General features: G+C 66.0%; 23 protein-coding genes and 1 pseudogene. 13 read left to right on the top strand and 11 right to left on the bottom strand.

Features of this window, described 5'->3' with window-relative positions; genetic code table 11:
• Positions 1-66: 66 nt before the first annotated feature.
• Genes HWX55_RS26410 through HWX55_RS26400 form a run of 3 tightly spaced genes read right to left on the bottom strand, consistent with a single transcriptional unit; the run spans position 67 to position 3,894 of the window.
• A complete protein-coding gene (locus HWX55_RS26410) occupies positions 67-1,401 on the bottom strand; it encodes a DUF3100 domain-containing protein (protein WP_050011874.1) in 1,335 nt (444 codons plus the stop codon).
• A 48-nt stretch (positions 1,402-1,449) separates the two neighbouring features.
• Complete coding sequence (locus HWX55_RS26405) at positions 1,450-2,967, bottom strand: aldehyde dehydrogenase family protein (protein ID WP_175977857.1); 1,518 nt, start codon at positions 2,965-2,967, stop codon at positions 1,450-1,452.
• A gap of 54 nt (positions 2,968-3,021) precedes the next feature.
• Positions 3,022-3,894: an NAD(P)-dependent oxidoreductase gene (locus HWX55_RS26400; protein ID WP_175977856.1), complete on the bottom strand. Its 873-nt coding sequence runs from the start codon at positions 3,892-3,894 to the stop codon at positions 3,022-3,024.
• 143 nt (positions 3,895-4,037) lie between these two features.
• Between HWX55_RS26400 and HWX55_RS26395 the strand changes: the two genes are divergently transcribed.
• Positions 4,038-4,946 (top strand): LysR family transcriptional regulator, encoded by a 909-nt coding sequence (locus HWX55_RS26395; protein WP_175977855.1) that lies wholly within the window; start codon positions 4,038-4,040, stop codon positions 4,944-4,946.
• An 80-nt stretch (positions 4,947-5,026) separates the two neighbouring features.
• Here the strand turns inward: HWX55_RS26395 and HWX55_RS26390 are convergent, their stop codons facing one another.
• From HWX55_RS26390 to HWX55_RS26375, 4 genes are all read right to left on the bottom strand, one after another.
• Positions 5,027-5,401: a Rap1a/Tai family immunity protein gene (locus HWX55_RS26390; RefSeq protein WP_089492483.1), complete on the bottom strand. Its 375-nt coding sequence runs from the start codon at positions 5,399-5,401 to the stop codon at positions 5,027-5,029.
• A gap of 65 nt (positions 5,402-5,466) precedes the next feature.
• Positions 5,467-6,588: a DUF1963 domain-containing protein gene (locus HWX55_RS26385; RefSeq protein WP_175977854.1), complete on the bottom strand. Its 1,122-nt coding sequence runs from the start codon at positions 6,586-6,588 to the stop codon at positions 5,467-5,469.
• Between the two features lie 70 nt (positions 6,589-6,658).
• Positions 6,659-7,753 (bottom strand): potassium channel family protein, encoded by a 1,095-nt coding sequence (locus tag HWX55_RS26380; RefSeq protein ID WP_175977853.1) that lies wholly within the window; start codon positions 7,751-7,753, stop codon positions 6,659-6,661.
• Between the two features lie 60 nt (positions 7,754-7,813).
• On the bottom strand, positions 7,814-9,148 hold the full coding sequence (locus tag HWX55_RS26375) for an FAD-binding oxidoreductase (protein WP_175977852.1): 1,335 nt from the start codon (positions 9,146-9,148) through the stop codon (positions 7,814-7,816).
• A gap of 661 nt (positions 9,149-9,809) precedes the next feature.
• Here HWX55_RS26375 and HWX55_RS26370 point away from each other — a divergent pair.
• Complete coding sequence (locus tag HWX55_RS26370; RefSeq protein WP_175977851.1) at positions 9,810-10,457, top strand: hypothetical protein; 648 nt, start codon at positions 9,810-9,812, stop codon at positions 10,455-10,457.
• Positions 10,458-10,575: 118 nt separating this feature from the next.
• On the opposite strand, the gene HWX55_RS26365 is transcribed toward HWX55_RS26370, so the two are convergent.
• Positions 10,576-10,851, bottom strand: coding sequence for a hypothetical protein (locus tag HWX55_RS26365; RefSeq protein WP_175977850.1), 276 nt, complete (start codon positions 10,849-10,851; stop codon positions 10,576-10,578).
• Positions 10,852-11,027: 176 nt separating this feature from the next.
• The gene (locus tag HWX55_RS26360; RefSeq protein WP_027780901.1) at positions 11,028-11,237 is read right to left on the bottom strand and encodes a hypothetical protein; all 210 of its coding nucleotides are present in this window, start codon (positions 11,235-11,237) and stop codon (positions 11,028-11,030) included.
• 488 nt (positions 11,238-11,725) lie between these two features.
• Here HWX55_RS26360 and HWX55_RS26355 point away from each other — a divergent pair, with 488 nt between their 5' ends.
• The 4 genes and pseudogenes from HWX55_RS26355 (at position 11,726) to HWX55_RS26340 (ending at position 16,191) form a co-directional block, all read left to right on the top strand.
• Positions 11,726-12,580, top strand: a complete 855-nt coding sequence (locus HWX55_RS26355) for a helix-turn-helix domain-containing protein (RefSeq protein WP_050011883.1) — start codon at positions 11,726-11,728, stop codon at positions 12,578-12,580.
• A gap of 124 nt (positions 12,581-12,704) precedes the next feature.
• Positions 12,705-14,378 (top strand): ATP-binding domain-containing protein, encoded by a 1,674-nt coding sequence (locus HWX55_RS26350; protein ID WP_175977849.1) that lies wholly within the window; start codon positions 12,705-12,707, stop codon positions 14,376-14,378.
• A 197-nt stretch (positions 14,379-14,575) separates the two neighbouring features.
• Positions 14,576-15,793, top strand: a pseudogene (locus tag HWX55_RS26345) (DUF6402 family protein).
• Positions 15,794-15,819: 26 nt separating this feature from the next.
• Positions 15,820-16,191: a hypothetical protein gene (locus tag HWX55_RS26340; RefSeq protein ID WP_244140646.1), complete on the top strand. Its 372-nt coding sequence runs from the start codon at positions 15,820-15,822 to the stop codon at positions 16,189-16,191.
• Positions 16,192-16,351: 160 nt separating this feature from the next.
• Here the strand turns inward: HWX55_RS26340 and HWX55_RS26335 are convergent, their stop codons facing one another.
• A complete protein-coding gene (locus tag HWX55_RS26335; protein ID WP_175977848.1) occupies positions 16,352-17,911 on the bottom strand; it encodes a methyl-accepting chemotaxis protein in 1,560 nt (519 codons plus the stop codon).
• Positions 17,912-18,142: 231 nt separating this feature from the next.
• On the opposite strand from HWX55_RS26335, the gene HWX55_RS26330 reads away from it, so the two are divergent.
• On the top strand, positions 18,143-19,657 hold the full coding sequence (locus HWX55_RS26330) for an MDR family MFS transporter (protein ID WP_175977847.1): 1,515 nt from the start codon (positions 18,143-18,145) through the stop codon (positions 19,655-19,657).
• Between the two features lie 40 nt (positions 19,658-19,697).
• Here HWX55_RS26330 and HWX55_RS26325 read toward each other — a convergent pair whose 3' ends face one another.
• Positions 19,698-20,696 carry a quinone oxidoreductase gene (locus tag HWX55_RS26325; RefSeq protein ID WP_175977846.1) on the bottom strand — a complete coding sequence of 333 codons (999 nt, stop codon included), beginning with the start codon at positions 20,694-20,696 and terminating at the stop codon, positions 19,698-19,700.
• A 131-nt stretch (positions 20,697-20,827) separates the two neighbouring features.
• Here HWX55_RS26325 and HWX55_RS26320 point away from each other — a divergent pair, with 131 nt between their 5' ends.
• From HWX55_RS26320 to HWX55_RS26295, 6 genes are all read left to right on the top strand, one after another.
• Positions 20,828-21,700 (top strand): LysR family transcriptional regulator, encoded by an 873-nt coding sequence (locus HWX55_RS26320; RefSeq protein WP_175977845.1) that lies wholly within the window; start codon positions 20,828-20,830, stop codon positions 21,698-21,700.
• A 79-nt stretch (positions 21,701-21,779) separates the two neighbouring features.
• Positions 21,780-22,340, top strand: coding sequence for a GNAT family N-acetyltransferase (locus tag HWX55_RS26315; RefSeq protein ID WP_175977844.1), 561 nt, complete (start codon positions 21,780-21,782; stop codon positions 22,338-22,340).
• Between the two features lie 9 nt (positions 22,341-22,349).
• Complete coding sequence (locus HWX55_RS26310) at positions 22,350-23,189, top strand: MerR family transcriptional regulator (RefSeq protein ID WP_175977843.1); 840 nt, start codon at positions 22,350-22,352, stop codon at positions 23,187-23,189.
• Positions 23,190-23,568: 379 nt separating this feature from the next.
• Positions 23,569-23,772: a cold-shock protein gene (locus HWX55_RS26305; RefSeq protein WP_006485974.1), complete on the top strand. Its 204-nt coding sequence runs from the start codon at positions 23,569-23,571 to the stop codon at positions 23,770-23,772.
• A gap of 279 nt (positions 23,773-24,051) precedes the next feature.
• Complete coding sequence (locus HWX55_RS26300) at positions 24,052-24,276, top strand: hypothetical protein (RefSeq protein ID WP_175977842.1); 225 nt, start codon at positions 24,052-24,054, stop codon at positions 24,274-24,276.
• A gap of 276 nt (positions 24,277-24,552) precedes the next feature.
• Positions 24,553-25,533: a sulfonate ABC transporter substrate-binding protein gene (locus HWX55_RS26295; protein ID WP_050011890.1), complete on the top strand. Its 981-nt coding sequence runs from the start codon at positions 24,553-24,555 to the stop codon at positions 25,531-25,533.
• Positions 25,534-25,584: the final 51 nt, after the last annotated feature.

The raw sequence follows: 25,584 nt of genomic DNA, 5'->3' as shown, positions 1-25,584 counted from the left end.
GAAGGAAGCGCTCTTGTCGGTCGTCGCGGCACGGCACGGCGGCGGGCCGCGCCGCGACGCATCGGATCAGATATGGAACAGCTGCGCCACCAGGGTCGCGCCGATGAAGGTGCCGGCATTGGCCACGAAGGACACCAGCACGATGCGCCAGCCGAGCCGGCGGAAGGCCGGGATGTCCTTGGCGATCGACAGCCCAGCGAACACCAGCATCGGCGTGGTCACGCCGAGGAAATCGTTGTGCGAGCTGAGCGCGGCGATCTGCGATGCCCACGGGGACCACGGCGACGTCAGGAACATCGCCACCACCGATACCCAGCAGACCGCCGGAATCCGCCGCCCCGTCACACGCGCCAGCGCATCGCCGACGATCGTCGCGCACACCATGATCGCGATGCCCGGCAGTCCCGCCAGCGGGGTGGTGCCGTGGGCGATCCAGTCGCACACCAGCGCCATCGCGGCCGTCACGATCCAGGCCAGCAGCTTGCCGCCGTAGCCGAGCGCGGGCGCCTCGGTCCGCACGTCGCCCAGCGACGGGCTGGCCGCCTCGGGCTGCGCCGACGCCTTCGTGGTGCGGCCGATCAGCGGCTCCAGCACGCGATAGCCCCAGACCGCGAGCGGCAGCGAGATGAACAGCGTGAAGTAGGTGCCAATGGTGGTGGTGATCAGGTTGCTGGCCGCGGCGAACGCGAGCACCGATTTCGCCGTCTCCGGGTCCTGCTGCGCGGCGATCGCGCCCGACGCGGCCGCCATCATGCTGCCCGAGCCGACGCCCGAGCCCATCGCCAGCGCGAGCGGATCGAAGATGCCGAGGCTGCTCACGAAACCCGCGAACACGGCGATGAACACCGCGCCGAACACGGTGCCGGTCAGGTACTCGGCCAGCACGCCGCGCCCCTCGGCCGAATCCATCCCGTACTTCTCGCCGATGATCGCGAGGCTCGGCTCGCGGCCCACCGAGAAGGTTGCGCCGATCGCCTCGCGCTTGATGCCGAGCAGCAACGCGAGCGGCAGGCCGAGCAGGATGGTGCCGACGAAGTGGCCGAATTCCTGGAAGGCCAGCGCCCAGCCCGCGGACGCCAGCTTGGGCAGCGCGCTGCCCACCATCAGCCCGAGCTTGGAGACGAACAGCAGCAGCGCCGGCTGCAGGATCGCGGCCGCGAAGAACTGGTCGGGCACGCTCAGGCGCGCGCTGCTGTTCCAGCGCGCGCTGGCCAGCCCCACCGCGGCGCCGAGCAGCAGCGCCCAGATCATCGGCAGCAGCACGACCTTGCCCGGTCCGAGCTTGAACGTGAACGAGCCGATCCATTCCGCCACCAGCAGGATGCCGGCCGCGTAAAGCAGGACCTTGGCGGTGGCCGCGCCGCCCAGCTCGCGGCGCTCGATACCCAGTGCGTGTTCCATGACGAGTCTCCCCTTGAAGCCCGGCTGCCGTCGAATGAGGGCCGGTGATTACAGATAACCGAACGCGGTGGGCGGCGCTTCGGCCGTCTCGACCCACACGCTCTTGGTCTGCGTGTATTCGTACAGCGCCTCGACCCCGCTCGAGCGGCCGTAACCGCTCATGCCGTAGCCGCCGAACGGGGACGCCACGTTGATGGTCTTGTAGCCGTTGACCCAGAAGGTACCGGCATTCACCTGCGCGGCCACGCGATGCGCGCGCGCCACGTCGGTAGTCCAGGCCGCGCCGGCCAGGCCGAAGTCGGTGTCGTTGGCGATCGCGATCGCCTCCTCCTCGGTGTCGAACGGGATGGCCGCCACCACCGGCCCGAAGATCTCGGTACGCGCCACCTCCATCGCGTTCGACACGCCGGCCAGCACGGTGGGCGCCACGAAGTAGCCGCCGCGGCCCTTCTCGACGCGCCCGGCCGAGCCGCTGGCGAGCGTGGCGCCCGCCGCCACGCCGTTCGCGATCATCGACATCACGTGGTCGTACTGCTTGCGATTGTTGATCGGGCCCACCTCGGTCGCCTCGTCGAGCGGCGCACCGACACGGATCTTCTTCGCGCCGGCCGCCACCATCGCGACGAATTCATCGTAGACGGCGCGCTGCACCAGCAGACGCGAGCCGGCCACGCAACTCTGGCCCGCGCCGGCGAAGATCGCCGCCTGGGCGGTCAGCGCGGCGCGCTTGAGGTCGGCATCGGCGAACACGATATTGGCCGACTTGCCGCCCAGCTCCAGCACGCAGGGCAGCACGCGGCGCGCGGCGGCCTCGGCGATGCGCGCGCCGGTGGCCGGCGAGCCGACGAACACGACCTTGCTCACCACGCGATGCGCGATCGCGGCCTGCCCGGCGGTGTGACCGAAGCCGGCCAGCACGTTGACCAGGCCGCGCGGCAGCCCGGCCCGCTCGCCGAGCCTGGCGACCGCCAGCGACGTGAAGGGCGTCAGCTCCGAGGGCTTGAGCAGCACGCCGTTGCCCATCGCCACCGCGGGCGCCACCTGCCAGCCGCAGGTGAACACCGGCGCGTTCCAGGGCGTGATCTGCAGCACCACGCCGGCCGGCTCGCGGCGCGTGTAGTTGAGATGCGAGGTCGGCACCGGGATCACGCTGCCGTAGAACTTGTCGGTCCAGCCCGCGTAGTACTCGAACATCTCGGCGACCTTCGCCACCTCGCCCCGGCAGTCGCGGATCGGCTTGCCCGAGCCCAGCGCCTCCAGGCGCGCGATTGCCTCGGCCTCGGCGCGGATTACGCGCGCCACCTCCTGCATCACGCGACCGCGCGCGGCATGCGTGAGCGCCCACCATTCGCGCTGCGCGCGGCGCGCGCTTTCGGCGGCATGGTCGATCACGGCTGCGCCGGCGTCGCGATAGGCGAGCGTGGCCTCGCCCGTCGCCGCATCGTCAAGCTGGATCGTGTCGCCCTGGCCGACGACGAGCTCGCCGTCGATATACGAGCCGATCGTGGCGGCACCGGGGAAGAAATGCGCGAAGGCGGCGAGCAACTGGTCTGCGTGCTGAGTCATGTCGGGTTTCCGTATAGGTGGGTCGAGCGGAATCGTGGCGCGGGCTGCCCGGCCTCAGGCAGGGTCGACGAAGTCGACGATGCGGTTGAAGTCCTCGCCGTCTGCGACGAAACCCTCGCTGGCGGCCCACACGCGCGCGGCCTCGCGCGCCACCGGCGCGACGCTGTCGAACTGGTCGAGCAGGCCCAGCGCGAGCCGCACGTCCTTGCGCATCAGCTTCATGGTGAAACCGGAATCGAACTTGCCGTTGAAGATCCAGGTCGGGTAGTTGGTCAGCGTCGCGCTGTTGCGGCCGGAGCCGCCGTTGAGCGCGTCGACCAGCTTTTCCGGGTCGACGCCGGCCGCGCGCGCGGTGCGCACCGCCTCGCTGGCAACCAGCAGATGCACACCCGTCAGCAGGTTGTTGAGCAGCTTGGTGACGTGGCCGGCGCCCACCGGGCCCACATGCACGCGCTTGGCGCTGATCGCCGCGAGGATCGGCTCGATGGCCGCGATGTCGCTGTCCGAGCCGCCCAGCACCATGGTCATCGTGGCGGTGGCGGCACCCTTCGGGCCGCCGCTCACCGGGCCGTCGACGAAGCCGATGCCGCGCTCGGCCAGGGTCGCCGCCACGCGCCGCGTGCTGTCCGGATCGGCCGTGGTGGTGTCGATCACGATACTGCCCGGCCTCGCGTTCTCGAGCACGCCGCCGGCACCCAGCACGACCGCCTCGACCACCGCCGACGTCGGCAGCGACAGCAGCAGCACGTCGGCATCGCGCGCGATCTCGGCCACCGAATCGCGCGCCGACAGTACCCCCTGCCCGGCCAGCGCGAGCGCCACGCCGGGCGCCGCGTCGTAGCCGAGCACCGTGTAGCCGCCGCGCCGCAGCGAACCCGCCATGCCGCGCCCCATGTTGCCCAGACCGATCACGCCCACCGTTTTCATCCGACGACTCCCGATAGCTGTTGGTTCGAGGCCGGCGCGCCAGCTTGCGCCCGCCTTGCATGGCAACGATGTTCGGTCCGGCGACCCGTATAATCAATCAACGCCAATATTGATATTGTTCTCTTTTTTAGAACACCCGAATCATGAGCGATACCCTGACCGACAGCCGGATCGTCTATTTCTACGAGGCCGTGCGCTGCGGCACGATCCGCGCCGCGGCCGACTGGCTCGACGTGGCGCCTTCGGCCGTGAGCCGCCAGATCGGGCTGCTGGAGAAGGAGCTCGACGCCACCCTGGTGGAGCGCCACGCGCGCGGCGTGACGCCCACCGAGGCGGGACACTGCGTGATCGAGTATTTCCGCGAGCAGCTCGCGCACCGCGACGACCTGATCTCGCGCCTGCAGGAGTTGCGCGGCCTGAAGACGGGCCAGGTCAGCCTGGTGCTCGGCGAGGGCTTCGTGTCGGACCTGCTGGCCGGGCCGATGCAGCAGTTCTGCCGGCAGTTCCCCGGGATCCATGTCAACCTCGACGTGGGCAGCACCAACGACGTGATCCGCAAAATCTCGAACGACGAGGGCGAGATCGGCCTGGTGTACAACCCGCCCGCCGAGCCCAAGCTGGTGTCGCGCGCGTCGAAGCGGCAGCCGATGATGGCGATCGTCGGCCCCGACTTCCCGCGCCGCAGCCACAAGGTGCTGACGGTGCAACAGCTCGCCACCTATCCGCTGGCGGCCACCCACCCGTCCTACGGCACGCGGCAGATGATGGAGGCCGTGGAATACGCGGAGCGCGTGCGGCTCACGCCGGTCGTCACCACCAATTCATTCGCGATCCTGAAGGAGTTCGTGAAATCAGGGCTCGGCATCGCGGTGATGCCGGCCTTCGCGGTGACGGCCGAACTGCAGGCCAAGGAGCTGTTCGCGATCGACATCGCGCATCCGATCCTCGAGAATGCCGAAGCGCACATGGTCACGCGCGTGGGTCGCAAGCTGTCGGTGGCTGCCAACAAGATGCTGCAGATGATGACGGGGCAGATGCGGGCGTTTCGTTAGCGGGGGCTGGCCTGGCTCGTGCCGATGCACGAGAAGGTCAACAGGACCGATCGAAACCGGACGAGTACCGGCCACGCTTCTTATCGCGTGCAGGGGTAAGCAGCCTTCAATGCCCGGGTAATCATGGTCGCGGCCGGGGCGTCCAGGTCGCGCGACGAAAGCTTGGTCAGATACCCATAGGTCGCGACAACCAACTCGGTCGTTGCCATCCTGGACGGCGGGCACCACGCCTTTCCGGCAGTCGTGTCGGCCACGCCGTAGATAAAACTCGTGGCCCGGTTCGTCGAGATCGTTCGTTGCCTCACCTCTCCTTCTTCGAGGCCGGCCAGCGTGCCATTGTCGATTCCGGAGAGCAGAGCCTCTGCCGTTAACGGACGATAAACGTCTGCGGATGGCGTGGCTGCCCTTGCCTGCGTAAGCGGAACGAATCCGTTGAACGTAGTTGCGGCCACCATGGCTACAGATAGTCGAGTGCACCAACGCATTGGATCTCCCTATGGGTGAGCAGGCGGATTGGAGGTCAGTCGCACTGATAGAGCGATTGGGTCTTGTCGAAGCGATGACTCAGCAGATCGTCGCGTTGAATCATGAGGTAGGTGGTACCGTCTCCACCGGAGGGCGCGTGCATCCGCCGAGTGCCTGCGTAGTATTCGCCACCCCACGAAAAGAGGTGACGAATCCGATCGTCCCCGGGGTCGAGGAAACTGCGCGCATCGCCGATGAACATGTGTTCCGGATCTGCCTGGATCGGCTTCGGCCAGCCGCCGAGGAAGTCGCCGAAATTGCCGACCTGCTCGCCTTCGACGGCATCCGGCTGGGGGGAATAGCCGCCGTCAGGCCTGTGCAATAAATCGAATACCGCGTTTCGCTGAGGGCCAACGGCCTCGATCCAGTGAAAAGGCACCACCAACGTGGAATGTGGCTGCAATACTTCCGCCATCGTCTGTTCGTGCCAGGGAAGATCCGGTTGCCTGGCGTCGGACAATTCGATCAACGCCGCGGGGGGCGCTTGGCGTTCAAGTGTCTCGGCGGCGACGTGGAACCAATGCAACTGGAACGAGCCGTCGCCATCGCGCGCCGTCAGATCCTCGAACACGCTGAGCACGCCGCGCCGGGGTAAATCACGGTCGAAGCCCGGTTCATTCGACAAAGCGCCGAGGTTGATCTGTGCAAGAAAAGCCAGCGGAAATTCACGGCCCAAAGCAACTGCCATCAGGTCGTCGTAACGATCCTCTTGAGCCTGGATGGCCCTGAGCGTGTCCGGGTCTGGGCGGCTGGCTTCTATCGAGCGAAGCCACGCGTCCCGCTCATGTTCAGACAGCAAAGCCAGGATATCGTCACTGGGCCGTTGCGATCTGGACGAGGCCGAGCGCTCCCGGTCGCGAATGCGCTGTTCGCGCAATGCGCGAATCTGCGTATCGGCATCCGCGGGCGATCGCCGGTGTGGCCAAGCGAAGCCCGGAGGCAGATCGGGAAGGCCGCCGATCTTGCTCGTGCCAGGCGGCAGTGCGTCGTCGGGCTGCTGTCGGCGGACGAACTGAATGGCGGGACGCATCGTCGCCACGATCCGGTCCGCCAACGAGTCCAATCCGGCCTCGCTCAATGCGTGCCGAAGATCTTGTTCGGTGCGGAACGTGCTCATCCGAAAATCCTTTCGATAGCCGGCCAGAAGTTGAATTGAACAATTTGAACCTAACCAAAGCCAAACGCGCTCAAACATCCGGATCCGGAATCCGCGCCGACTGAATCACCACCAGCGTATCGCCCGCCTCTATCCTGCACGGCGGATCCTCGTAAAACGAATAAATCTTCCCGCAGCGATCGAGCCCGATCACGATCGCGCCCGGCACGACGTTCGTCAGGCAGCCGATTTCATGCGGCAACGCCTCGCGCTCCAGCAGCGTCGCGCGCCCGCGCGTCGACAGCATGTCGTTGACGAACGGCACGATGTAGCGGCTATGGACCGCATCCGCCAGCAGCAGCGCGCCGATCTTCGTCGACGATACGATCACATCCGCGCCGGCCTGCCGCAGTTGCCGCTGGTACAGGTTCTCCTGGATCCGCACGACGATCTTCGTATCGGGCGCGATGCTGCGCACCGACAGCGTCAGCAGGATCGCGGTCGGATCGTCGGTCACCGAAATGATCACGGCCTTCGCCGCGCGCACCTGCGCCTGCTGCAGCAGATCCTCGTGCGCCGGATCGCCGAGCAATCCGGTCACGCCGAGCGACGTCGCCGCCTCGAGAGCTTGCTGCTGCGAATCGATCACGATCACCGTCGCCGGATCGACGCCGCTTTCCAGCAGCTCGCGCACCGCGATCGATCCCGACAGGCCATAACCGCACACGACGATGTGATCGGACAGTTGCTTCTGCAGGCGTTTCATGCGGAATTCCTCGATGACGCGCTGGATCACGAACTGATACGCCGTGCCCAGGAAAATGAACCAGATGCCGATGCGAATCGGCACGATGAAGAACGCATCGAGCAGGCGCGCCCGCGCCGTGACGGGCACGATATCGCCGTAGCCGACCGTCGCGACCGTGACCATCGTGAAGTACACGAGATCGGCGACCGTCATCGGCGTGCTCTTGGTCGAATCGCGCAGCCCGTCGCGATCGAGATACAGCACGAGGAACGCAAGCATGCACAACAGCACGACCGCGCCGAGACGGAACAGCAGCGTGCGCAGCGGCGACGTCGCGGGGCGTGTGAACAACGTGCGCGCACGCGGCGCCTGCCACGGATTGCGGGCGCGACGCAGGCGCATGCGCAACGAGCGGCGCTGATCGGATGGCGTGGCCAACGGGGATTCTCCTGAAGGATGCGGGCTCGATTCTACGACGGGAACGCATGCGCCCGGCCGTCACAGCATGCTGCGCGGCCGCACCATCGTCCCGTCGACGAAACGCCGCGCGCGAAACGCCGACAGATCGAGCGACGGCGCACCCGTGTCGATCCATTCGGCCAGCAGCCGGCCGACGATCGGCCCCATCGCGAAACCGTGCCCGCAGAATCCCGTCGCGATCGCGAGCCCCGACGGCGTGCCGGGTGCATCGATCACCGGGATGCCGTCGGGCAGCACGTCGATCAGGCCGGCCCACGCCTCGACGATCTGCGCATCCTTCAGCGCGGGAAAGATCGCCTTGAGCTTCGCGAGCGCGCGCGGCGCATGCGTGCGATTCGGCTGCCGCTGCGGATCGCGCGGCTCGATCGGCCCGGTCGTGCCGTTGATGCGGGCGAGCACATCACGCCACGCGGCTGCACCCAGGTGCAGCCGGAATTTGTCGCGCTGCGACCAGAATTGCGGCCAGAAGAGGCTCAATCCGCGCAAGTGGCCGAGCGTCAGATCGACGTCGACCTGCATGTCGTCGGCGAGATTGATCGCGCCGTTCTTGCGCTGCCGGATGCCGAGGCCATGGCCCCACACCGTCGCCGCCGTCACCGGCGGGACCACGTTGGTGCGCATGCAGGTGCCGCGCACGGCCTGCTGCGGCAGCCGGATGCCGACGCCGTCGAGTAGCCGGAAACTGGTCGCGCCGGCCGCGCAGATCACGCGCCGCGTGCGGATCGTGCCGCGCTCGGTCGCGACGCCGACGACCGCGCCGCCGGCCGTCTCGATCGCGGTCACGCCGCAGCCTTCGAAGAAACGCGCGCCGGCCTCGGTCGCGCGCGCCGCGAAGGCCGCGGCCACGCGACGCGGTTCGGCCTGCCCGTCGGTCGCCGTATACAAGCCGCCGAGGGTACGCGCGTGCGTCGACAGCCCATTCACGCGTTCGTCGATCTGCGCGCGCGTCAGCGTGCGCGTGTCGAGCCCATGCTCGCGCGCGACGGCGAGCCACGCCTGAAACGACGCCCAGTCGTCTTCGTTGTCCGCCATGTAGAGACAGCCGCCCTGCCGCCATTCGAGATCGAAGCCGAGCGCCTGCTCCAGGCCTTCCCAGATCCGCATGCCGGCCATCATCAGCGGCACTTCGGCGGATTCGCGTCCCTGCTGTCGCACGAAGCCCCACGCGCGCGTCGATTGCTGGCCGGCGATGCGCGACTTGTCGAGCACGACGGCTTTCAGGCCGCGCAGGCCGAGGTAGTAAGCGGCCGCGCAACCCATGATGCCGGCGCCGGCGATCACGACGTCGGCTTCGGGCGGAAACGCCGTATCGGCGTGGCTCAATGCGTCGTGCAGCGGATAGGTGGTGGTCATTGTTTTCTGTCGAGTGTCAATGCATGGCCGGCAAAGCTTATCGCGGCAACGTCGTCGCATGAAGCGATAAATGGCGGGAAACCGTCATTCGGCCATCCCGTCGGGGCCACCATCGCGTTGACGCCGACGGCGGTCGCGCGGGTCTGCCGAAGCCACAGCGCCGGAGCCGCGTGTTGCATTGACGGTTGCCGTCGCTTGCGCATCGATACCGGTAGCGATGAAAACGTCGACCGACACCGGCGCGCCCACACCCAAGGCCGTTGCGGAAATGCCATTCGACGATGCGAGGTCGTGGAGTGCAACGCGAACTGCTGCGTCGAAAGGAACTCGGCGCTCGATGCGAGCGTCCTCTCACGCATCCGGATTTTTTATTTAATCAGGACTGCAAATGCAATGGCATACCATGCCCGATCCATGCCCGGCATCTGGCGATGTAATGTGCGGCCGGCGCGGGTCGACAAGCGATCGCGCCAATCGCTTCCTGCTGCCGGAACAGCGATCGATCCGGCGTGCTCGACCCTGTTCATGCCCGTGCCCTTGCACACCACGATGGGCAATCGTCTGCACAAAGCGCGCCTCGACCGGCCCCGTTTTTTCGGCTTGACGACCTCGGACCGCCCCGAGATAAACTGTATATCCATACAGTGTCATCGCAGTAAAAATGATCCTCCCCCCATTCGATCCCCCGAAGCTGAACGATCTCACCGAATGGTGGACGAAGTGCACCTACGCGGACGTACAGCGCCTGATCCTGGAAGTGCAGCACCTTCGCCTGACGCTGTGGGAGTTGAAAGCCCACGTCGCGGACGCATCGCGTCGCGTCCGCGTGCTCGATCCGGACATGCTCGCGCATGGGTCCGCGCTTCGGCGGCTCGGCTACCTGCTCGACAAGGAGATCGAGCGCGCCAACCCGATCGGGCGCACGCGCGACGTGTATGCGCCGTTTTCGGACGAATGGCGTGCCCGCGCGGCGCTGCGCTGCGCGTTGCGCGGGCAGCCCGAGCCGGCCGAGGCAGGCACGCTGCCGAGCACGATTCCGGAATTTCAGCGCATCACCTGGGCCGAGCTTCGCGATCGCTGGCGCCACCTGAGCGACAAGCAATCGAATCGGCAGAACGTCGAACAACGGATGGTGCTCGAGATCGCGCGTCAGCGCTCCGTGATCCTTGCGCGGGCGCGCAAGCTGGTCGACGCGGCGATCGCCGAAGCCGCGGCGGATGGAAAACGGCTGTTCGCGCTGGATCAGCTCCAGCGGCTGCTGTCCGTCGAGCGGGAGGACGGCGAGCCGTTCATGTATATGCCGGCGTAGCGCGAACGCGCAATCCATCCGTATCGGCGCCACGGCGACATGGCGGCGCTGGATCAACCACACGGCCATTGAGGCGGGCGTCTCGATCTGCACGGGCGCCGCCGCCACGCAAGCGCCGTCAGTGCGAATAGCGCGCTTGGGTGCCTGCCGTACGGTCGAACGGCTGCAGCCTCGCAAGCTGCTCGATCGACATCGCGACGACCTCGAGAACATGCCGCGCGATTTCGTCGTCGGCCATGCCCGCGTTGACGTATCGCTCGATGCTCATCGTGCGGGGCGGATAGCTGCCGGTTTCGTCATCGACGATGTCGATTCTGGCGGTACGCCGCTCGGGCGACAGCACGATCTGGACAGTTTTGCCGTGAACGACGGTCTGCATGCACAAAGTGGACATTCGCAGTCTCCAATTGCGTTGCCTTCGGACGATCGATACCTCACAACAGGAGTCGTCAATCTACAAATTTCCGAACGCATTCGCAATATTCAGACAGCAATTCCGGCCGTTCGGGACGCCGCACCGGTCAACCCGATGCCGCCTTTGCACGGGCACGGGCATGCGCACACGCCGCGCTACGCATAGCGGCTCAGCCACTCTTCGGAGAATTGTCTCGCGTACGCGACCGCTTCGGCTTCGGTCTCGAACTCACCCAGCTTGCGGAACGCAGCCTCACGGCTGAAACCCACCTTCGTGACCTCGACCTGCGCGGCGTATTTGCCGGCCTCCGTCACGCGCGGCTCGCAGTTCATTTCGTATCCGCGCATCAAGAATTTCTTCTGCATCGGTTCAACACTTTTTTGAGACGGCAAAAATCGTAGCACGCAGTTGCGCTGGTGTCCGAAAATGTATCCGCGTTGGTTTCACTAGAGGAAACAGTCAATCGCTCGTCCTGCAAAGGCGTGGGCCGGCCGGCGCGCGATATCCTTCAAAAATGGGGCGAATACCTCGGTCCGGGCGAGGACACGCCCCGCGCTGGTGCATGGCGCGGCGATTACCTGCCGCCTTGTGCGGAATCGCCTCCCGGTCGTAGAAATCCCGACGCGGAGCTACCGAACGCACCTTTTCGCGCACGCGCCGCGGCAGGCCGAACGTAACTTCATGACACACCTTTCACACAAACGCACCTTTCACCACACTGAATGGCGACCATTTTGCGGTAAAGTTATCTTTTCCGTGCGTGGCCGGTCGGCTCGCCATTGGACGTCATGAAGACTGTCCGCCGAGACTGCCGCAAGGCGTCGTTCTGAACGTCACGATCCGTTCCCGTAGCATGACCACTGAAGCAATCACCACGGATTCCCTCGCGGTTGCCGAGCGCGTGCGCGAGCTGATGACCCGCAACGGCATCGGCAAGCGCCAGCAGACCACCGAGCTGTGCCGCATCCTCGATCTGAGTTTCTCGCAAGGCCACCGCAAACTGCGCGGCAGCAGCCCCTGGACGCTCGCGCAGATCAAGAAAGTCGCCGAAGCGTACGGCGAGCCCGCCGCCCAGCTGTTCGGCGCGCAAACGCTCGACCCCGGCATGGTCGGCGCCTATTCGCAGGAAGCCGTCCTGTATGCGGGCGTCGCAGAAATTCCGTGCACCGCCTGGATCGGCGCGCCGCTCGAAGCCGGCGCGCGCCCCGAGTTCGTCGCGTACGAACAGAACGGCCGCTGGCGCGTGCTGCGCCATACCGGCGTGCTGTACCAGAACGCGTACGACGTGCACAAGATCGAGATCTACCCGCGCCGCGCGGAGAGCGACAAGCTCGTCGTCGCGGTGATCGATCCCGATCGCGTCAGCGCGACCGAGCTGTGCCGCTATCTCGAACGGCAAAGTTTCGCGACGGCCGCGTTCGACGGCCTCGCGGCGTTCGTCGACGCGCTGCAGGGCCAGGCCTTCGACGCGGTCCTGACCGAATGGCTGTTCGACGACGGCACGGCCGCCACCGCGATCAAGGCCGTGCGCACGTCCGACAACCCGGGCGCGCCGATTTTCGTGCTGACGGGCGACCTGCTCACCGGCCGCGCGAGCGAAGCCGACATCAGCGAGGTGATCCGTGCATTCGATGTGGTGTGCTACGAAAAACCCGCGCGCATGGCGATCCTCAGCGCCGATCTCGCGAAGCGGCTCGCGCGCGGCTGACGTCCGCCGGGCCGGCCGCCCGTCGAATGGGCCAACGCACGCGCGGCGCCGCGGGCATGAACGGGTTCCTCAGTACAATAGCGGCACCCGTTCACGCCCACGCCGGCATCCGCCGCCCGACTCCATGGCCCGCCTCATCCCCGACGACTGGAAAAGCCTCGCCGCGACCGGCGCGGCCGAACGCGAGCGTGAAACGCTCGCCGCGCTCGAACACGCGCTGCCCGACGGCTACACCGTGTATCACGGCGTCCACTGGACGCGCGCCGACCAGGCGTTCTCGGTGTTCGGCGAAGCCGCGTTCGTCGTCGTGAGCCCGGCCGGCCGCGTGCTGCTGATCGAGCAGAAGGCCGGCTTCCTGCGCGAAACCCCGAAAGGGCTCGTGAAGGTCTACCTGCAGAAGGAGCGCAATGTCCCGATCCAGCTCGCGCGCACCCAGGAAACGCTGCATCGGCGCCTGACGGCCGCGCTCGGCGCGGGCGTCTACGGCGTCGAGGCGCTGCTGTACTGCCCCGACTACGCGATCCGCGACGCGTCGATCGCCGGCGTCGCGCCCGACCGCATCGTCGATGCGTCGCGCAAGGCGCAGCTCGCGCAGGTGATCCTGCAGATCCTGCCCGAGGACGACGAACACTTTCCGAACGCGCCGAAGCTCCACCATTTCCTCGCGGACGAGCTCGCGCTCACGCCCGACACGAGCGCGCTCGTCGGGCAGGCCGGCACGCTCGTCACCCGGCTGTCGGGCGGGCTCGCCGCATGGGCACGTCAGCTCGACTTCACGCCGTTCCGGCTGCGCATCACGGGCACCGCCGGGTCGGGCAAGACACAGCTCGCGGTGCAGGTGATGCGCGACGCCGTCGCGGGCGGCAAGCGCGTGCTCTACGTCTGCTTCAACCGGCCGCTCGCCGACTACATCGCGCGCATCGCGCCGCCCGGCGCGAAGATCGCGAACTACCACCAGCTGTGCGACTGGGTCGCGCGCGACGGCGGCTATACGCCCGACTTCCAGGTACCCGGCGAATTCGAACGGCTCGAGGCGCGCTTCGCGCAAGCGCCGATTCCCGAACGCTGGCGCTTCGACGTGCTGATCGTCGACGAAGGGCAGGATTTCCATGCGCCGTGGGCGGCCGCGCTGGAGCGCCTGCTCGCGCCGAACGGCGCATGGTGGTGGCTGGAAGATCCGCTGCAGAACCTGTACATGCGCGAACCCGTCGCGCTGCCCGGCTGGGTCACGCTGAAGGCGCTCACGAATTACCGCAGCCCGCGCGACCTGCTCGACTTCGTGCGCGACGTCGTCGGCCGCGTCGAGCCGCTCGCGGCCGAACTGCGCTCGGGCAGCCCGTTCGACGGCTCCGATCCGTCGGTGTCGGCATACGGGGAAGACGGCGCGTCGGGCGACGCACTGGCGCAAGCCTGCATCGACGCGACCAAGCGCGCGATCACGCAGGCGCTGTCACTCGGCTTCCGCAAGCAGGACATCGCGGTGCTGTCGTACCGCGGCCGCGAAGGCTCGGTGCTCGCGCCGCTCGACCAGCTCGGCCCGCACCGGATCAAGCGCTTCACCGGCAAGTACGATCTGTTCGGCAACCCTGAATATCGCGAAGGCGACGTGCTGCTCGATTCGATCTACCGCTTCAAGGGCCAGTCGGCGCCGTGCGTGATCCTCACCGAAGTCGACTTCGACACGCTCGACGCGCGGGCCGCGCGCAAGCTGTTCGTTGGCGCGACGCGCGCGACGATGAAGCTGCTGATCGTCGCGACGTCGCGCGCGGCCGCGCAACTCGCGGACGCGGCGGGTTGACGCGGCGGGCGGGCGAACGCCTGTCCGCCCCGGGGACACGCTCCGATATCGTGGCCGTTGACACAATCGGGCACATTTCTCGACGCCCGGGACCCTTGTCCACGCTCGTTTCGACCTGTTTAGGCCATACCTGACGGTTTGCCCGTTTGTAGCCGGCTTTTACGATGCCAGGCCATTCGTTGCAAACGGAATAGCCCATGGCCGACGTGAAAAAACTGCCGTACTACAAACCGACAAAGGGATTGTTCGGATCGCAGTTGAGGGAATACAAGGGTTCCCAAGGGTGCGTTCCGCTTGATACGCAAAGGAGCGTATCGATCGACCGGCTTGCACCGGGCGAAAAGCCGCCGCCACCGCCTCCGAAAGCGATTTCCGGGCCTTCGAATGCCCCGAAGCCTCCTGCGCCACCTCGACCGCCGCCGCAAACCGATCAGGCAAGAACCAAAGAACCGCCGACGCAGGCGGAATCGGAAGTTTGCGAAAACCCGCCGCCTTTCGATCTCCAGGACGTGCCGATTGCGATGGACAATCTGGGCTGGAAGGTTTCAGCCAGGCTTGCGCGAATCTGGTTTGCGGGCGCGGCGTATACCTACAATGACGATCCAACGTCGGTCCAGCCGATGAATAACGATGACGTTACCCTTGATTGGGTGTTGAAATTCGGAAATGTCAGGGAAAAATACGAGAAACTTCTTGCGAGCGATATTTACAGCGAGCGCTCCATACGCACAGCAACAGACATCACGAAGTCCTTTGTCAAAGAGCTATTTTTTGACAGAAATTCGACATTCAATTTCAACACCTCCTCGTTTATATGAAATTTGCAAAAATTTCACAACAATTGGCAATTTCAACTATCTAAAATAGGTAATTTCGACACCCTGAAAAACCTTTCCCCGACGGATCTCACAGGGGCATTGGCCAATTTTAATATTTATGCGGTCATTGGAAACGTCGAAATTTCCAGTGAAAAATACTTTAAATATGAAAAATCAAGCACCTTTTATTGCCTAAGCGCAACGGGGAAAATTACGCACATCTATGTTTACGTGAAAGACAACTACTCATTCAACGGAAAACAATATTTAGGCCACTGGAACAAACATGGAGTGATCATTGCGACAGGGTCGCTTCTCACCGGATCAGGATCGCCAAGGCGAGAATTCGACATTGATATTTGGTCAAAAAATATCAACAAACCAGTCGACACCCGAAGAAGCATGTTCGGAAAACTCAAAAGGCCCGACGTTTACTTTCCGATCTACAACGCAGATTACAGTCGCTGGAGAGAGAGGCATCACAGAGGCAGAGACTTCATGATATATTCAAAGCCAGTCTATTTTAAGCTGAATAAGCCGATCGACCTTAATCTTGGTGAAATATGCCGAATAGAGCCATCAGATACATTGGCCTAGCCATTGCCATTTACATATGCGCAGGTTTGATCATTCATTTCAGTCGCCCCGCCTACGGACGATGCGATTTCTATGATCGCGCGGATACATTGGATGGCGGCAAAAAAAACATGAATGGCGTTTGGTATCGATTCAAGCTGTGTGGCACTGGCGGGAATGATCAGGACGCGACCGACGACAACATCGAACTAAGCGTGTTTAGTGAAAATGGCGAGCTTCTTGCGAGACGATATTTCTCCGTCAACTGGTATCACGGAGATAGCTCTCACCCGCCCCTGCGCTACGAGGGCAACCTGGTTCGCTATGTCGACTTGACCGATGAATCGAATATAAAAAAACATCTGATGATCCCTCCCTCCAAGTGGGATTGGCTTCGCGCCAGATTGCCTTTGTTTTAAGGGTTAAAACCTAAGTTTTTGATTTATAAGAAACAAAGCCCCGCTAGCGGGGCTTTGTTTCTAGACAGACTGCGCGCTCGGATCACCGACGAGAGCATCGACCAACCCGCGAAACAGGTCGCATCAGCCCACAGGTCCGCGGCAATTCACCTCGTCACGCTCAAGCCACCCGAAACGCCCCCACCGCGCGACGCAGCCCATCCGCCTGCTCCTCGAGCGATGCGGCCGCCGCGGCCGCCTGCTCGACGAGCGCCGCGTTCTGCTGCGACACCTGATCCATCTGCGACACCGCGCGGTTCACCTGCTCGATCCCGTCGCGCTGCTCGCTCGATGCGGCCGCGATCTCCGTCATGATGCCCGTCACGCGCCCGATCGCCTGCTGGATGTCCTGCATCGTCGCGCCGGCCGTACCGACGAGCCGCGAGCCGGTCGCGACACGCTCGACCGATTCGCCGATCAGCGTGCGGATTTCCTTCGCCGCGGACGCCGAACGCTGTGCCAGCGTGCGCACCTCGCCCGCGACCACCGCGAAGCCGCGCCCCTGCTCGCCCGCGCGCGCGGCCTCGACCGCCGCATTCAGCGCGAGGATGTTGGTCTGGAACGCGATGCCTTCGATCGTGCCAATGATGTCGGCGACCTTCTGCGAGCTGCGGTCAATCTCGTTCATCGTGCCGATCACCTCGCCGACGACCGTCGCGCCGCGCGTCGCGATCTCGCTCGCGCTGTCCGCGCAGGCCTGCGCCTCGAGCGCGTGGTCCGCGTTCTGCTTCACGGTGGCCGTCAGCTGCTCCATGCTCGCGGCCGTCTCCTGCAGCGCCGACGCCTGCTCCTCGGTGCGCTGCGACAGGTCGGTGTTGCCGGCCGCGATCTGGTGCGTCGCCGTCGAGATCGCTTCGGAACCCTGGCTCACCTGACGCACCGTATTCGCGAGGCTGCGCTGCATGCCGGTCACGCCGTTGACCAGTTCAGCCATCTCGTCACGCGACGACCAGTGCACTTCCGACGTGAGATCGCCGTCCGACAGTCGGCGGAAATGCGACAGCAGGCGATTCACCGGTTGCGTGATCGCGAAATGCAGGCCGATCGCGCAACCGAGGCACGCAGCCAGCCCAAATGCGATGCCCGCGATCGCGCCCATGCGCATCCAGCCGTAATAGGTTTGCGCGGTGTCGTACACGTCCTTGCCGCGCGCGGCCTGGTACGCATCGAGCGCGTCGGTCGCCTGCGTGAGCGCGACCGACAGCGGCGGCGCGACCGTCATCAGCAACCGGTCGGCTTCGTCGCGCCGCCCTTCGCGAATCGCATCGATCATCGGCTTCAGCGCCTGTCCGATCAGCGCCTGGCGCGCGGCATCGAGGCGACTCGCGAGCGGGCCTTCGTCGTCGCCGTGCGGCATCGCCGCGTAGTTGCGCCACGCCGTATCGGCCTTCGACAAATAACCCTCGGCCTTCTTGACGAGCTCGGGCACCTCCGCCGCTTCCGGATGCAGCAGCGCGCGGTCGAGCGTGGTGCGCACGATCGTCAGGTTCAGGCTCGCCGCGGACAGCGCGGTCTTCGCGACCAGTTGCCGCGTGTAAGCCTCGTCGAGGGCGCGGTTCGAGCTCTGCATGCCCGCGAGGCCGATCAGCCCCGACACGACGAGCAGCGCGGCGACGAGGCCGAGCGTGGAGAAAATCCGCGTACGGATCGAGAAACGGGAAAACAGGGCGTTCAGGTTCATGACGGCACGTGAGCGATGAAAAATGCCGCGGCAATCGGTCCGCGGCCCTCTGTATTACGGTTTGCCTGCAAAAAACTTGAGTCCGTCCCTGCATCGAGGCTGACCGTGGTCAATTTTTCAGACGGGCAACCTCCTGTTACGACTGCAACATATCGAGGCTGGGCAGAAATTGACTAGTCAATCATCCATGGCTATATTTCGATCCAATTCCCTGCCATGGCAGATATCTCGATGACAACGGACACTTTCCTCACCCGGCCGGCCGCCGACGCGGCCCGCCGCGACGCGCCGACCGGGCTGATCGTCGCCGCGCTGCTGCTCGTCATGCTGCTGTCCGCGCTCGACCAGACGATCGTATCGACCGCACTGCCGACGATCGTCGGCGAACTCGGCGGGCTCGACCAGTTGTCCTGGGTCGTCACCGCATACCTGCTGTCGTCCACCGTCGTGCTGCCGCTGTACGGCAAGCTCGGCGACCTGTACGGCCGCAAGATCGTGCTGCAGGCCGCGATCGTGCTGTTCCTCGCCGGCTCCGCGCTGTGCGGCGTCGCGCAGGACATGACGCAACTGATCGTGCTACGCGCGCTGCAAGGGCTCGGCGGCGGCGGCCTGATGGTCGTCACGATGGCCGCGATCGGCGATCTGGTTCCGCCCGATCGCCGGGCGCGCTACCAGGGGATGTTCGGCGGCGTCTACGGCCTCGCGACGATCGTCGGCCCGCTGCTCGGCGGCTTCCTGGTCGAGCATCTTTCATGGCGCTGGATCTTCACGATCAACCTGCCGGTCGGCCTGCTCGCGCTCGCGGTGATCGGCATCGCGTTCCGGCCGCACACCGCGCACGTGAAGCACCGGATCGACTATATGGGCGCCGCGTTCCTCGCGACCGCCCTCACCTGCGTGATCCTGTTCACGAGCGAAGGCGGCTCGCTGCTGCCGTGGACGTCGCCGCAGCTGTGGATGACGCTCGTGCTCGGCCTCGTCGCGATCGGCGGCTTCATTTATGAGGAACGCATCGCGGCCGAACCGATCATGCCGCTCGAGCTGTTCCGTCATCGCACCTTCGTGCTGGTCAGCCTGATCGGCTTCGTGGTCGGCATCGCGCTGTTCGGCTCGGTCACGTTCATCCCGCTCTACCTGCAGGTCGTGAAAGGCTCGACGCCGTCGCAGGCCGGCATGCAGCTGCTGCCGATGATGGGCGGGATGCTCGTCACGTCGATCGTCAGCGGGCGGCTGATCTCGCAGTTCGGCTCGTACCGGCCGTTTCCGATCGCGGGGACCCTGACCGGCGGCATCGCGATGGCCTTGCTGTCGACGCTGACGCTGGATACGCCGCTGCATACGATGTACGCGTACATGGCGCTGCTCGGGATCGGGCTCGGAATGGTGATGCCCGTGCTGACGCTCGCCGTGCAGAACACCGTCGAATTCCGGCACATGGGCGTGGCGACGTCGGGCGCGACGCTGTTCCGGTCGATCGGCGGCTCGCTCGGCGTCGCCGGGTTCGGTGCGCTGTTCTCGCACGGGCTGCAGTCGCGAATGATGCATGCGCTGCCGGCCGGCACCGAGCTGCCGCCCGCGCTCGGCCCGGCCGCCGTGCGCCAGTTGCCGGATGCCGTGCGCGACGCGTACCTGCACGCGTTCGCCGGTTCGCTGCACGTCGTGTATCTGGCGGCTGCGGCGATCATCGCGATCGCGTTCGTGTTCGCATGGTTCGTCGAGGATACGCCGCTGCGCAAGCATCACTGAGCGGCCGGCGGAGCGCGACGCGCTCCATCCGCACCCGCCGTCACGCCAGCAGCACGACCCCGCCCGTCGTCGCGCGCGACTCCAGCAACCGGTGCGCATCGGCCGCCTGTTCGAGCGGCAGCCGCGCGCCGATCTCGACGTGCATCCCGCCCGCCAGCCGGTCGAGCGTCGCACGCGCGGCGTCCCGATACGCGCCGACGTCGCGCGCGATGAAACCGAGCACGCTCGGCCGCGCCAGCGCGATCGAACGGGCCGGCCCGAGTTCGTCGAGATCGAACGTCTGCCGCGCGCCGATCGCCGCCACCTGCCCGATGCTCGCGACCATCCCGAACGGCCGCACCGCCCCGAGCGTGCGGGTCAGCACGTCGCCGCCGATTCCGTCGATCGCGTAGTCGACGCCCGCACCGCCGCCGAACGCACGCGCGGCCGCGACGAAATCCTCCTCGCGATAATCGACCACCGCTTCGGCGCCGTGCATGCGCACGAGCGCGGCTTTCGCGGCCGATCCGACGGTACCGATCACGCGCGCGCCGAGCGCACGCGCCCACTGCGTCGCCAGCAGCCCGACGCCGCCGGCCGCCGCATGCACGAGCACCGTATCGCCGGCGCCGACCTGCCGGACGCGATGCAGCAGCATGTAGACGGTGATCCCCTTCAGCAGCCCGGCCGCGGCGGCTTCGTCGCTCAGCCCGTCGGGAATCGGCAGCACGCGCTCGGCCGGCATCGTGCGCAGGCTCGCATAGCTGCCGGTCGGCATGCCGGCATACGCGACGCGCTGACCGGGCACGAGCGCCGTCACGCCCGGCCCGACCGCGTCGATCACGCCGGCCGCCTCGACGCCGAGCGCGTCCGGCAGCGCGGGCAACGCGTGCGCACCCGTCCTGAAATAGATGTCGACGAAGTTCACGCCGATCGCGGTCTGGCGAATCCGCACTTCGCCGGCGCCGGGCGGCGCGACGGGCGCATCGACGCGGCGCAGCACGCCGGCGTCGCCGTAACGGTCGATCCCGATCCGGATGGCGTTGGCTGTTTGGGTCATGACGTTCCTCGCTATCGAATGAAGTGACACGATCATCCCATCGTGCATAATCGAACGGAATTCACGTTGAACGCCCATCTACTGTGCAAAATTCGACCGATCGCGATCCCGTCACCCTGCCCGCATTGCCGATGAGCTGGGACGATATCCGCTACTTCCTTGCGGTGATGCGCGGCGGCAGCCTGTCGGCCGCGGCGCGGGCGCTGCAGGTCCAGCACTCGACGGTCGCGCGGCGCATCGACGCGCTCGAGTCGGCGCTCGGGATTCGGCTGTTCGACCGGCTGCCGCGCGGCTGGCCGCCGACGGACGAAGGGCTGCACCTTGCCGAGCACGCCGCGCGCCTCGAAGCCGACGCGCATGCGTTCGCGCGTGCGGCACAGGGCGCGGCCGCGCTCGACGGCGTCGTGCGCGTATCGGCGTCGCCGGTGTTCGCCAGCCATTTCCTCGCGCCGCGCCTGGCCCGTGCGCAGCGCGCATGGCCGGCGCTGCGGATCGACCTGATGGGCGAGATGCACGCGGCGAACCTGTATGCGCGCGAAGCCGATCTCGCCGTGCGGTTGTCGCGGCCGAGCGAGCCGGGGCTCGCCGCGCGCCGGCTCGGCACGATGCGCTTTGCGCTGTGCGCGGCACCGGAATGGGCGAACGCGCCGCCCGACAGCTGGCCGTTCGTCGGCTACGACGATGCGCTCGCGCAAACGCCGCAGCAGCAATGGCTCGAACGCTTCGCGGCCGGGCGTCGTTTTGCGTTCATCGCCAACGACCTCGCCGCGCAGCATCGCGCCTGCGCAGCCGGGGCCGGTGTCGCGCTGCTGCCGCGGTTTCTCGTCGACGATCCGGCCGCGCACGCCGGCGCGCCGCTCGTCGAACTCGCGAACGCGCCGCGCTGCGACATCGAGCGCGAGATCTGGCTCGTCGTTCACCCGGACGTACGCCGGTCGCCGCGCGTACAGCGCGTCGCCGACGCGATCGCCGATGCGGTTCATGCGGCGGACGGACGGCTGTAAGCCGCCGAAACCGCAAACGGGCTTTGCCACGCGCGTCGACGGCCGGCATAGTAGCGTTTTGACTTCAGGCCCTGCCGCCATGTCCACCGCCCCCGCCTGCGTCGTGCGCGACGCGACCGACGCCGACCTCGACGCGATCCACGCGATCTATGCGCACCACGTTCACCACAGCGTCGCGTCGTTCGAGGAAACGCCGCCCGACGCCGCCGAACTGCGCGCACGCCGCGACGCGGTGCTGAACCACGGGCTGCCGTATCTCGTCGCCGAATGCGACGGCCGCGTGGCCGGCTACGCGTACGCGACGCCGTACCGCACGCGCAGCGCGTACCGCTTCACGATCGAGGATTCGATCTACATCGACGACGCGCAGCGCGGGCGCGGCATCGGCCGCGCGCTGCTCGAGGCGCTGATCGCGCGCTGCGAAGGCGGCCCGTGGCGGCAGATGATCGCGGTAATCGCCGACGGCGGCACCGGCGGCTCGACGGCGCTGCATCGCGCGTTCGGCTTCGAACCGGCCGGCCTGCTGAAAGCGGTCGGTTTCAAGCACGGCCGCTGGATCGACACGGCGCTGATGCAGCGCCCGCTCGGCGACGGCGCGAACACGCGCCCCGCCTCGCCCGAGCCTGCCGCGGCGCGCTAAAATCACCGCATGTCAAAACAGACTCATTCCACGCCCGACGAGGCCACGCCGGATTCCCGCAACGAGTACACGGTCGACGAACTCGCGCGCGTGTCCGACACCACCGTGCGCAACGTCCGCGCGTACCAGGATCGCGGGCTGCTTGCGCCGCCGGAGAAACGCGGACGCGTCGGCATCTACGACGACACGCACGTCGCGCGCCTGAAGCTGATCAACCATCTGCTCGCGCGCGGCTACACGCTGTCGAACATCCAGGATTTGATCAAGGCGATCGACGAAGGCCACGACCTGCGCTCGATCCTCGGCCTCGAAAACGCGATCGGCGGCCGCTGGTCGCACGAGCTGCCGAAAACCTATTCGCTCGCGCAACTCGCTCAGATGTTCGGCCCGCAAGCGACCACGCAACTGTCGCGCGTGACCGAGCTCGGGCTGCTCGAACGGCGCGGCCTGTCGTTCGTCGCGAAAAGCCCCGCGCTGCTCGAGGCGGCGGCCGCGATGACGAAGGAAGGGATTCCGCCGCGCGAGCTGCTCGACGTGATCAGCCTCGCGCGGCCGCATTTCGACGCGATCGCGCGGCTGCTCGTCGATCTCGTCGTGAAGCGGCTCGACCGCTACGACGCCGGCACGCTGCCGCCCGCCACCGACGTGCCCGAACTGGTCGACGCGATCTGGCGGCTGCGCCCGCTCGCGGCCGTGTTCGTCGAAGGGGAGACGAACCGCGCGCTCGAAACCGCGGCCGGCGCGTATCTCGGCGGCCGGGTCGCGACGATCCTCGACAAGAAGCTCAGCGACGAAGCGGCGCGGCAGTCCGGTACGAGCGATACGCAAGGCGACGGCGACAACGGATAGGCGCGCGGCCGTCATGCAGGCGTCGGCTTGTCGCCGCGACGCGTGCGTAGTCGTTCGCGGCAGCGCCGACGGCCATTGCCGGTCGCAACCGCGGTCCGCATGGGTCGGCGAATAGCCAGGCGCGCCGCTCGGCGCGCATTCCAGCCAGACGGCGTCGCATCGCTCCCCGCACGGTAACCCCGCGTGCCGCGACACAGTTACAAGTTATCGGTTGACGCGAGCCCGCCCGGCGGTTAGTGTATGCGTCGAAGTCCAAGAAGTCCGATTGCTGTTCATCAATTGCTGCTCCCCCCAAGCGGTATTCGTTGTCCTCTCCCTCCTTGACGCTTCACGCGCTCTTCAACAGAGCAAATCTCTATTTTTTTCTCAAGGAATCTTCATGGATACCGGTATCGTCAAGTGGTTCAACGACAGCAAGGGTTTTGGCTTCATCACGCCGGACAACGGCGGCGACGACCTGTTCGCTCACTTCTCGGAAATTCGTGCCGACGGCTTCAAGACGCTGGCTGAAAACCAAAAAGTGAGCTTCGAAACGAAGCAGGGCCCGAAGGGTCTGCAAGCGGCCAACATCAAGCCGCTGTAAAGTTTGAAGGGCCCGGCGTCCGTCGACGGACGCCGGGTCGCAGCGACATCCCCACGGAGCTTCGTCTCCTAAAGTTGGCGCGATCGGCTTCAGCTGCAACTGTTCATTCAGCAGCTTGCCAGGCGCCACACGTCTCGTTGCACTTCATCCCCCCTCCGGCCGCAACGCCTTATTTTTCGCTTTCCGACTGCGTCAGATTCCGCTCGCAATGGCGTTGAATCGGCATACCCGTGCGCATTTCGCACGGCACGCGCGCACTCGATCATCATTAAAATTAAAATGTACAACCAACGAATTCAACAGTACAACGGCTATGCCGTCCAACCCTCGGCGCATCGCCTGCCCGACGGGAGCTTTTCATCCAACCTGCTGCTCGAACGTGCCGATAGCACGCGCGACGAAGGCCGCTACCAGTTCTATTCGCTCGACTACTTCGCGAGCGAAGCGCAGGCGATCGCGCATTCGGCACGCTGGGCACGCAACTGGGTCGATACGCGCGGTTAAAGGCCACGCTACTGTCGATATCAGCAGACGGTCATAAAAAGCCGGCGGGCAACGTGCCCACCGGCTTTTTGCATGACACGCCCGTTCACCTGTTTCACCGCATTCCGGCACGACGGAGTCGTCCGATCCGGCAGGCCACGACGCCAAAGCATAGGGCGGCCGCCGTCATATCCATATCGGCAATGCTTCGTTTGCGGGCACGATCGCCCATGCGACGATTCTTCCAACCGAGCGGCGCCGCCGCTCCCCGAAGATGCCTCGCATGGAGTTCACTCGATGATTCGTTTCACCCGCTGGATTACCCGCGCCGCCGCCGTCTCGCTCGTTGCGCTGTCCGCCGCGTCGGCATTCGCGCAAGGCGGCACCGACAAAATCGTGCGCATCGGTTATCAAAAGGCCGGCCTGCTGTCGATCGTCAAGGCGCAGGGCGCGCTCGAAGCGCGACTCAAGCCGCTCGGCTATGACGTTCAATGGTTCGAATTCCCGGCCGGCCCGCAACTGCTCGAAGCGCTGAACGCGAACAGCATCGACTTCGGCTACACCGGCGCGCCGCCGCCCGTGTTCGCGCAGGCGGCCGGCGTGCAGTTCGTCTATGTCGGCGCGGAACCGCCGGCGCCGCACAACGAAGCGGTATTCGTGAAGAGCGATTCGCCGATCCGGACGGTGGCCGGCCTGCGCGGCAAGAAGGTCGCGCTGCAGAAAGGCTCGAGTGCGAACTACCTGCTGCTCGAGGCGCTGAAGAAAGCCGGCGTGCGCTATGACGAAATCCATCCCGTGTATCTCGCGCCGGCCGACGCGCGCGCCGCGTTCGAAAGCGGCAATGTCGATGCGTGGGCCGTGTGGGATCCGTACTACGCGGCCGCGCAGAACGCGCTGAAGGTGCGCACGCTGTCCGATTACGCGGGGCTCGCGGCGACCAACAATTTCTACGAGGCGACGCGGCGTTTCGCGCAACAGCATCCCGACGTGGTCGGCGCGATCCTGAAACAGGCGCGCGAAACCGGCCAGTGGGTCAACGGGCATCCGGCCGACACGGCCGCGCTGCTTGCACCGAAGGTCGGGTTGCCCGAGGCGCTCGTCGAAACGTGGATCAAGCGGGTGCCGTTCGGTGCGGTGCCGATCGATGAGCGCATCGTCGCCGCGCAGCAGGGTGTTGCCGATGCGTTCTACGCGGCGAAGCTCATTCCGCAGAAGCTGAGCGTGGCCGACAACGCATGGGTCGACAAAACCGTGGCGAGTGCGCTGGCGGCGAAGTAACGCTCGCGGCCCCATCCATCAGCAGGCCGGCCGGGCGCGATGCCCCACCGG

Origin of the sequence: Burkholderia sp. BCC1047 (assembly GCF_902833155.1) — a bacterium.
Classification (GTDB): Bacteria; Pseudomonadota; Gammaproteobacteria; order Burkholderiales; family Burkholderiaceae; genus Burkholderia; species Burkholderia sola.
The sequence above is the reverse complement of the archived record's forward strand: the minus strand, read 5'-3'. Positions and strand labels throughout refer to the sequence as shown.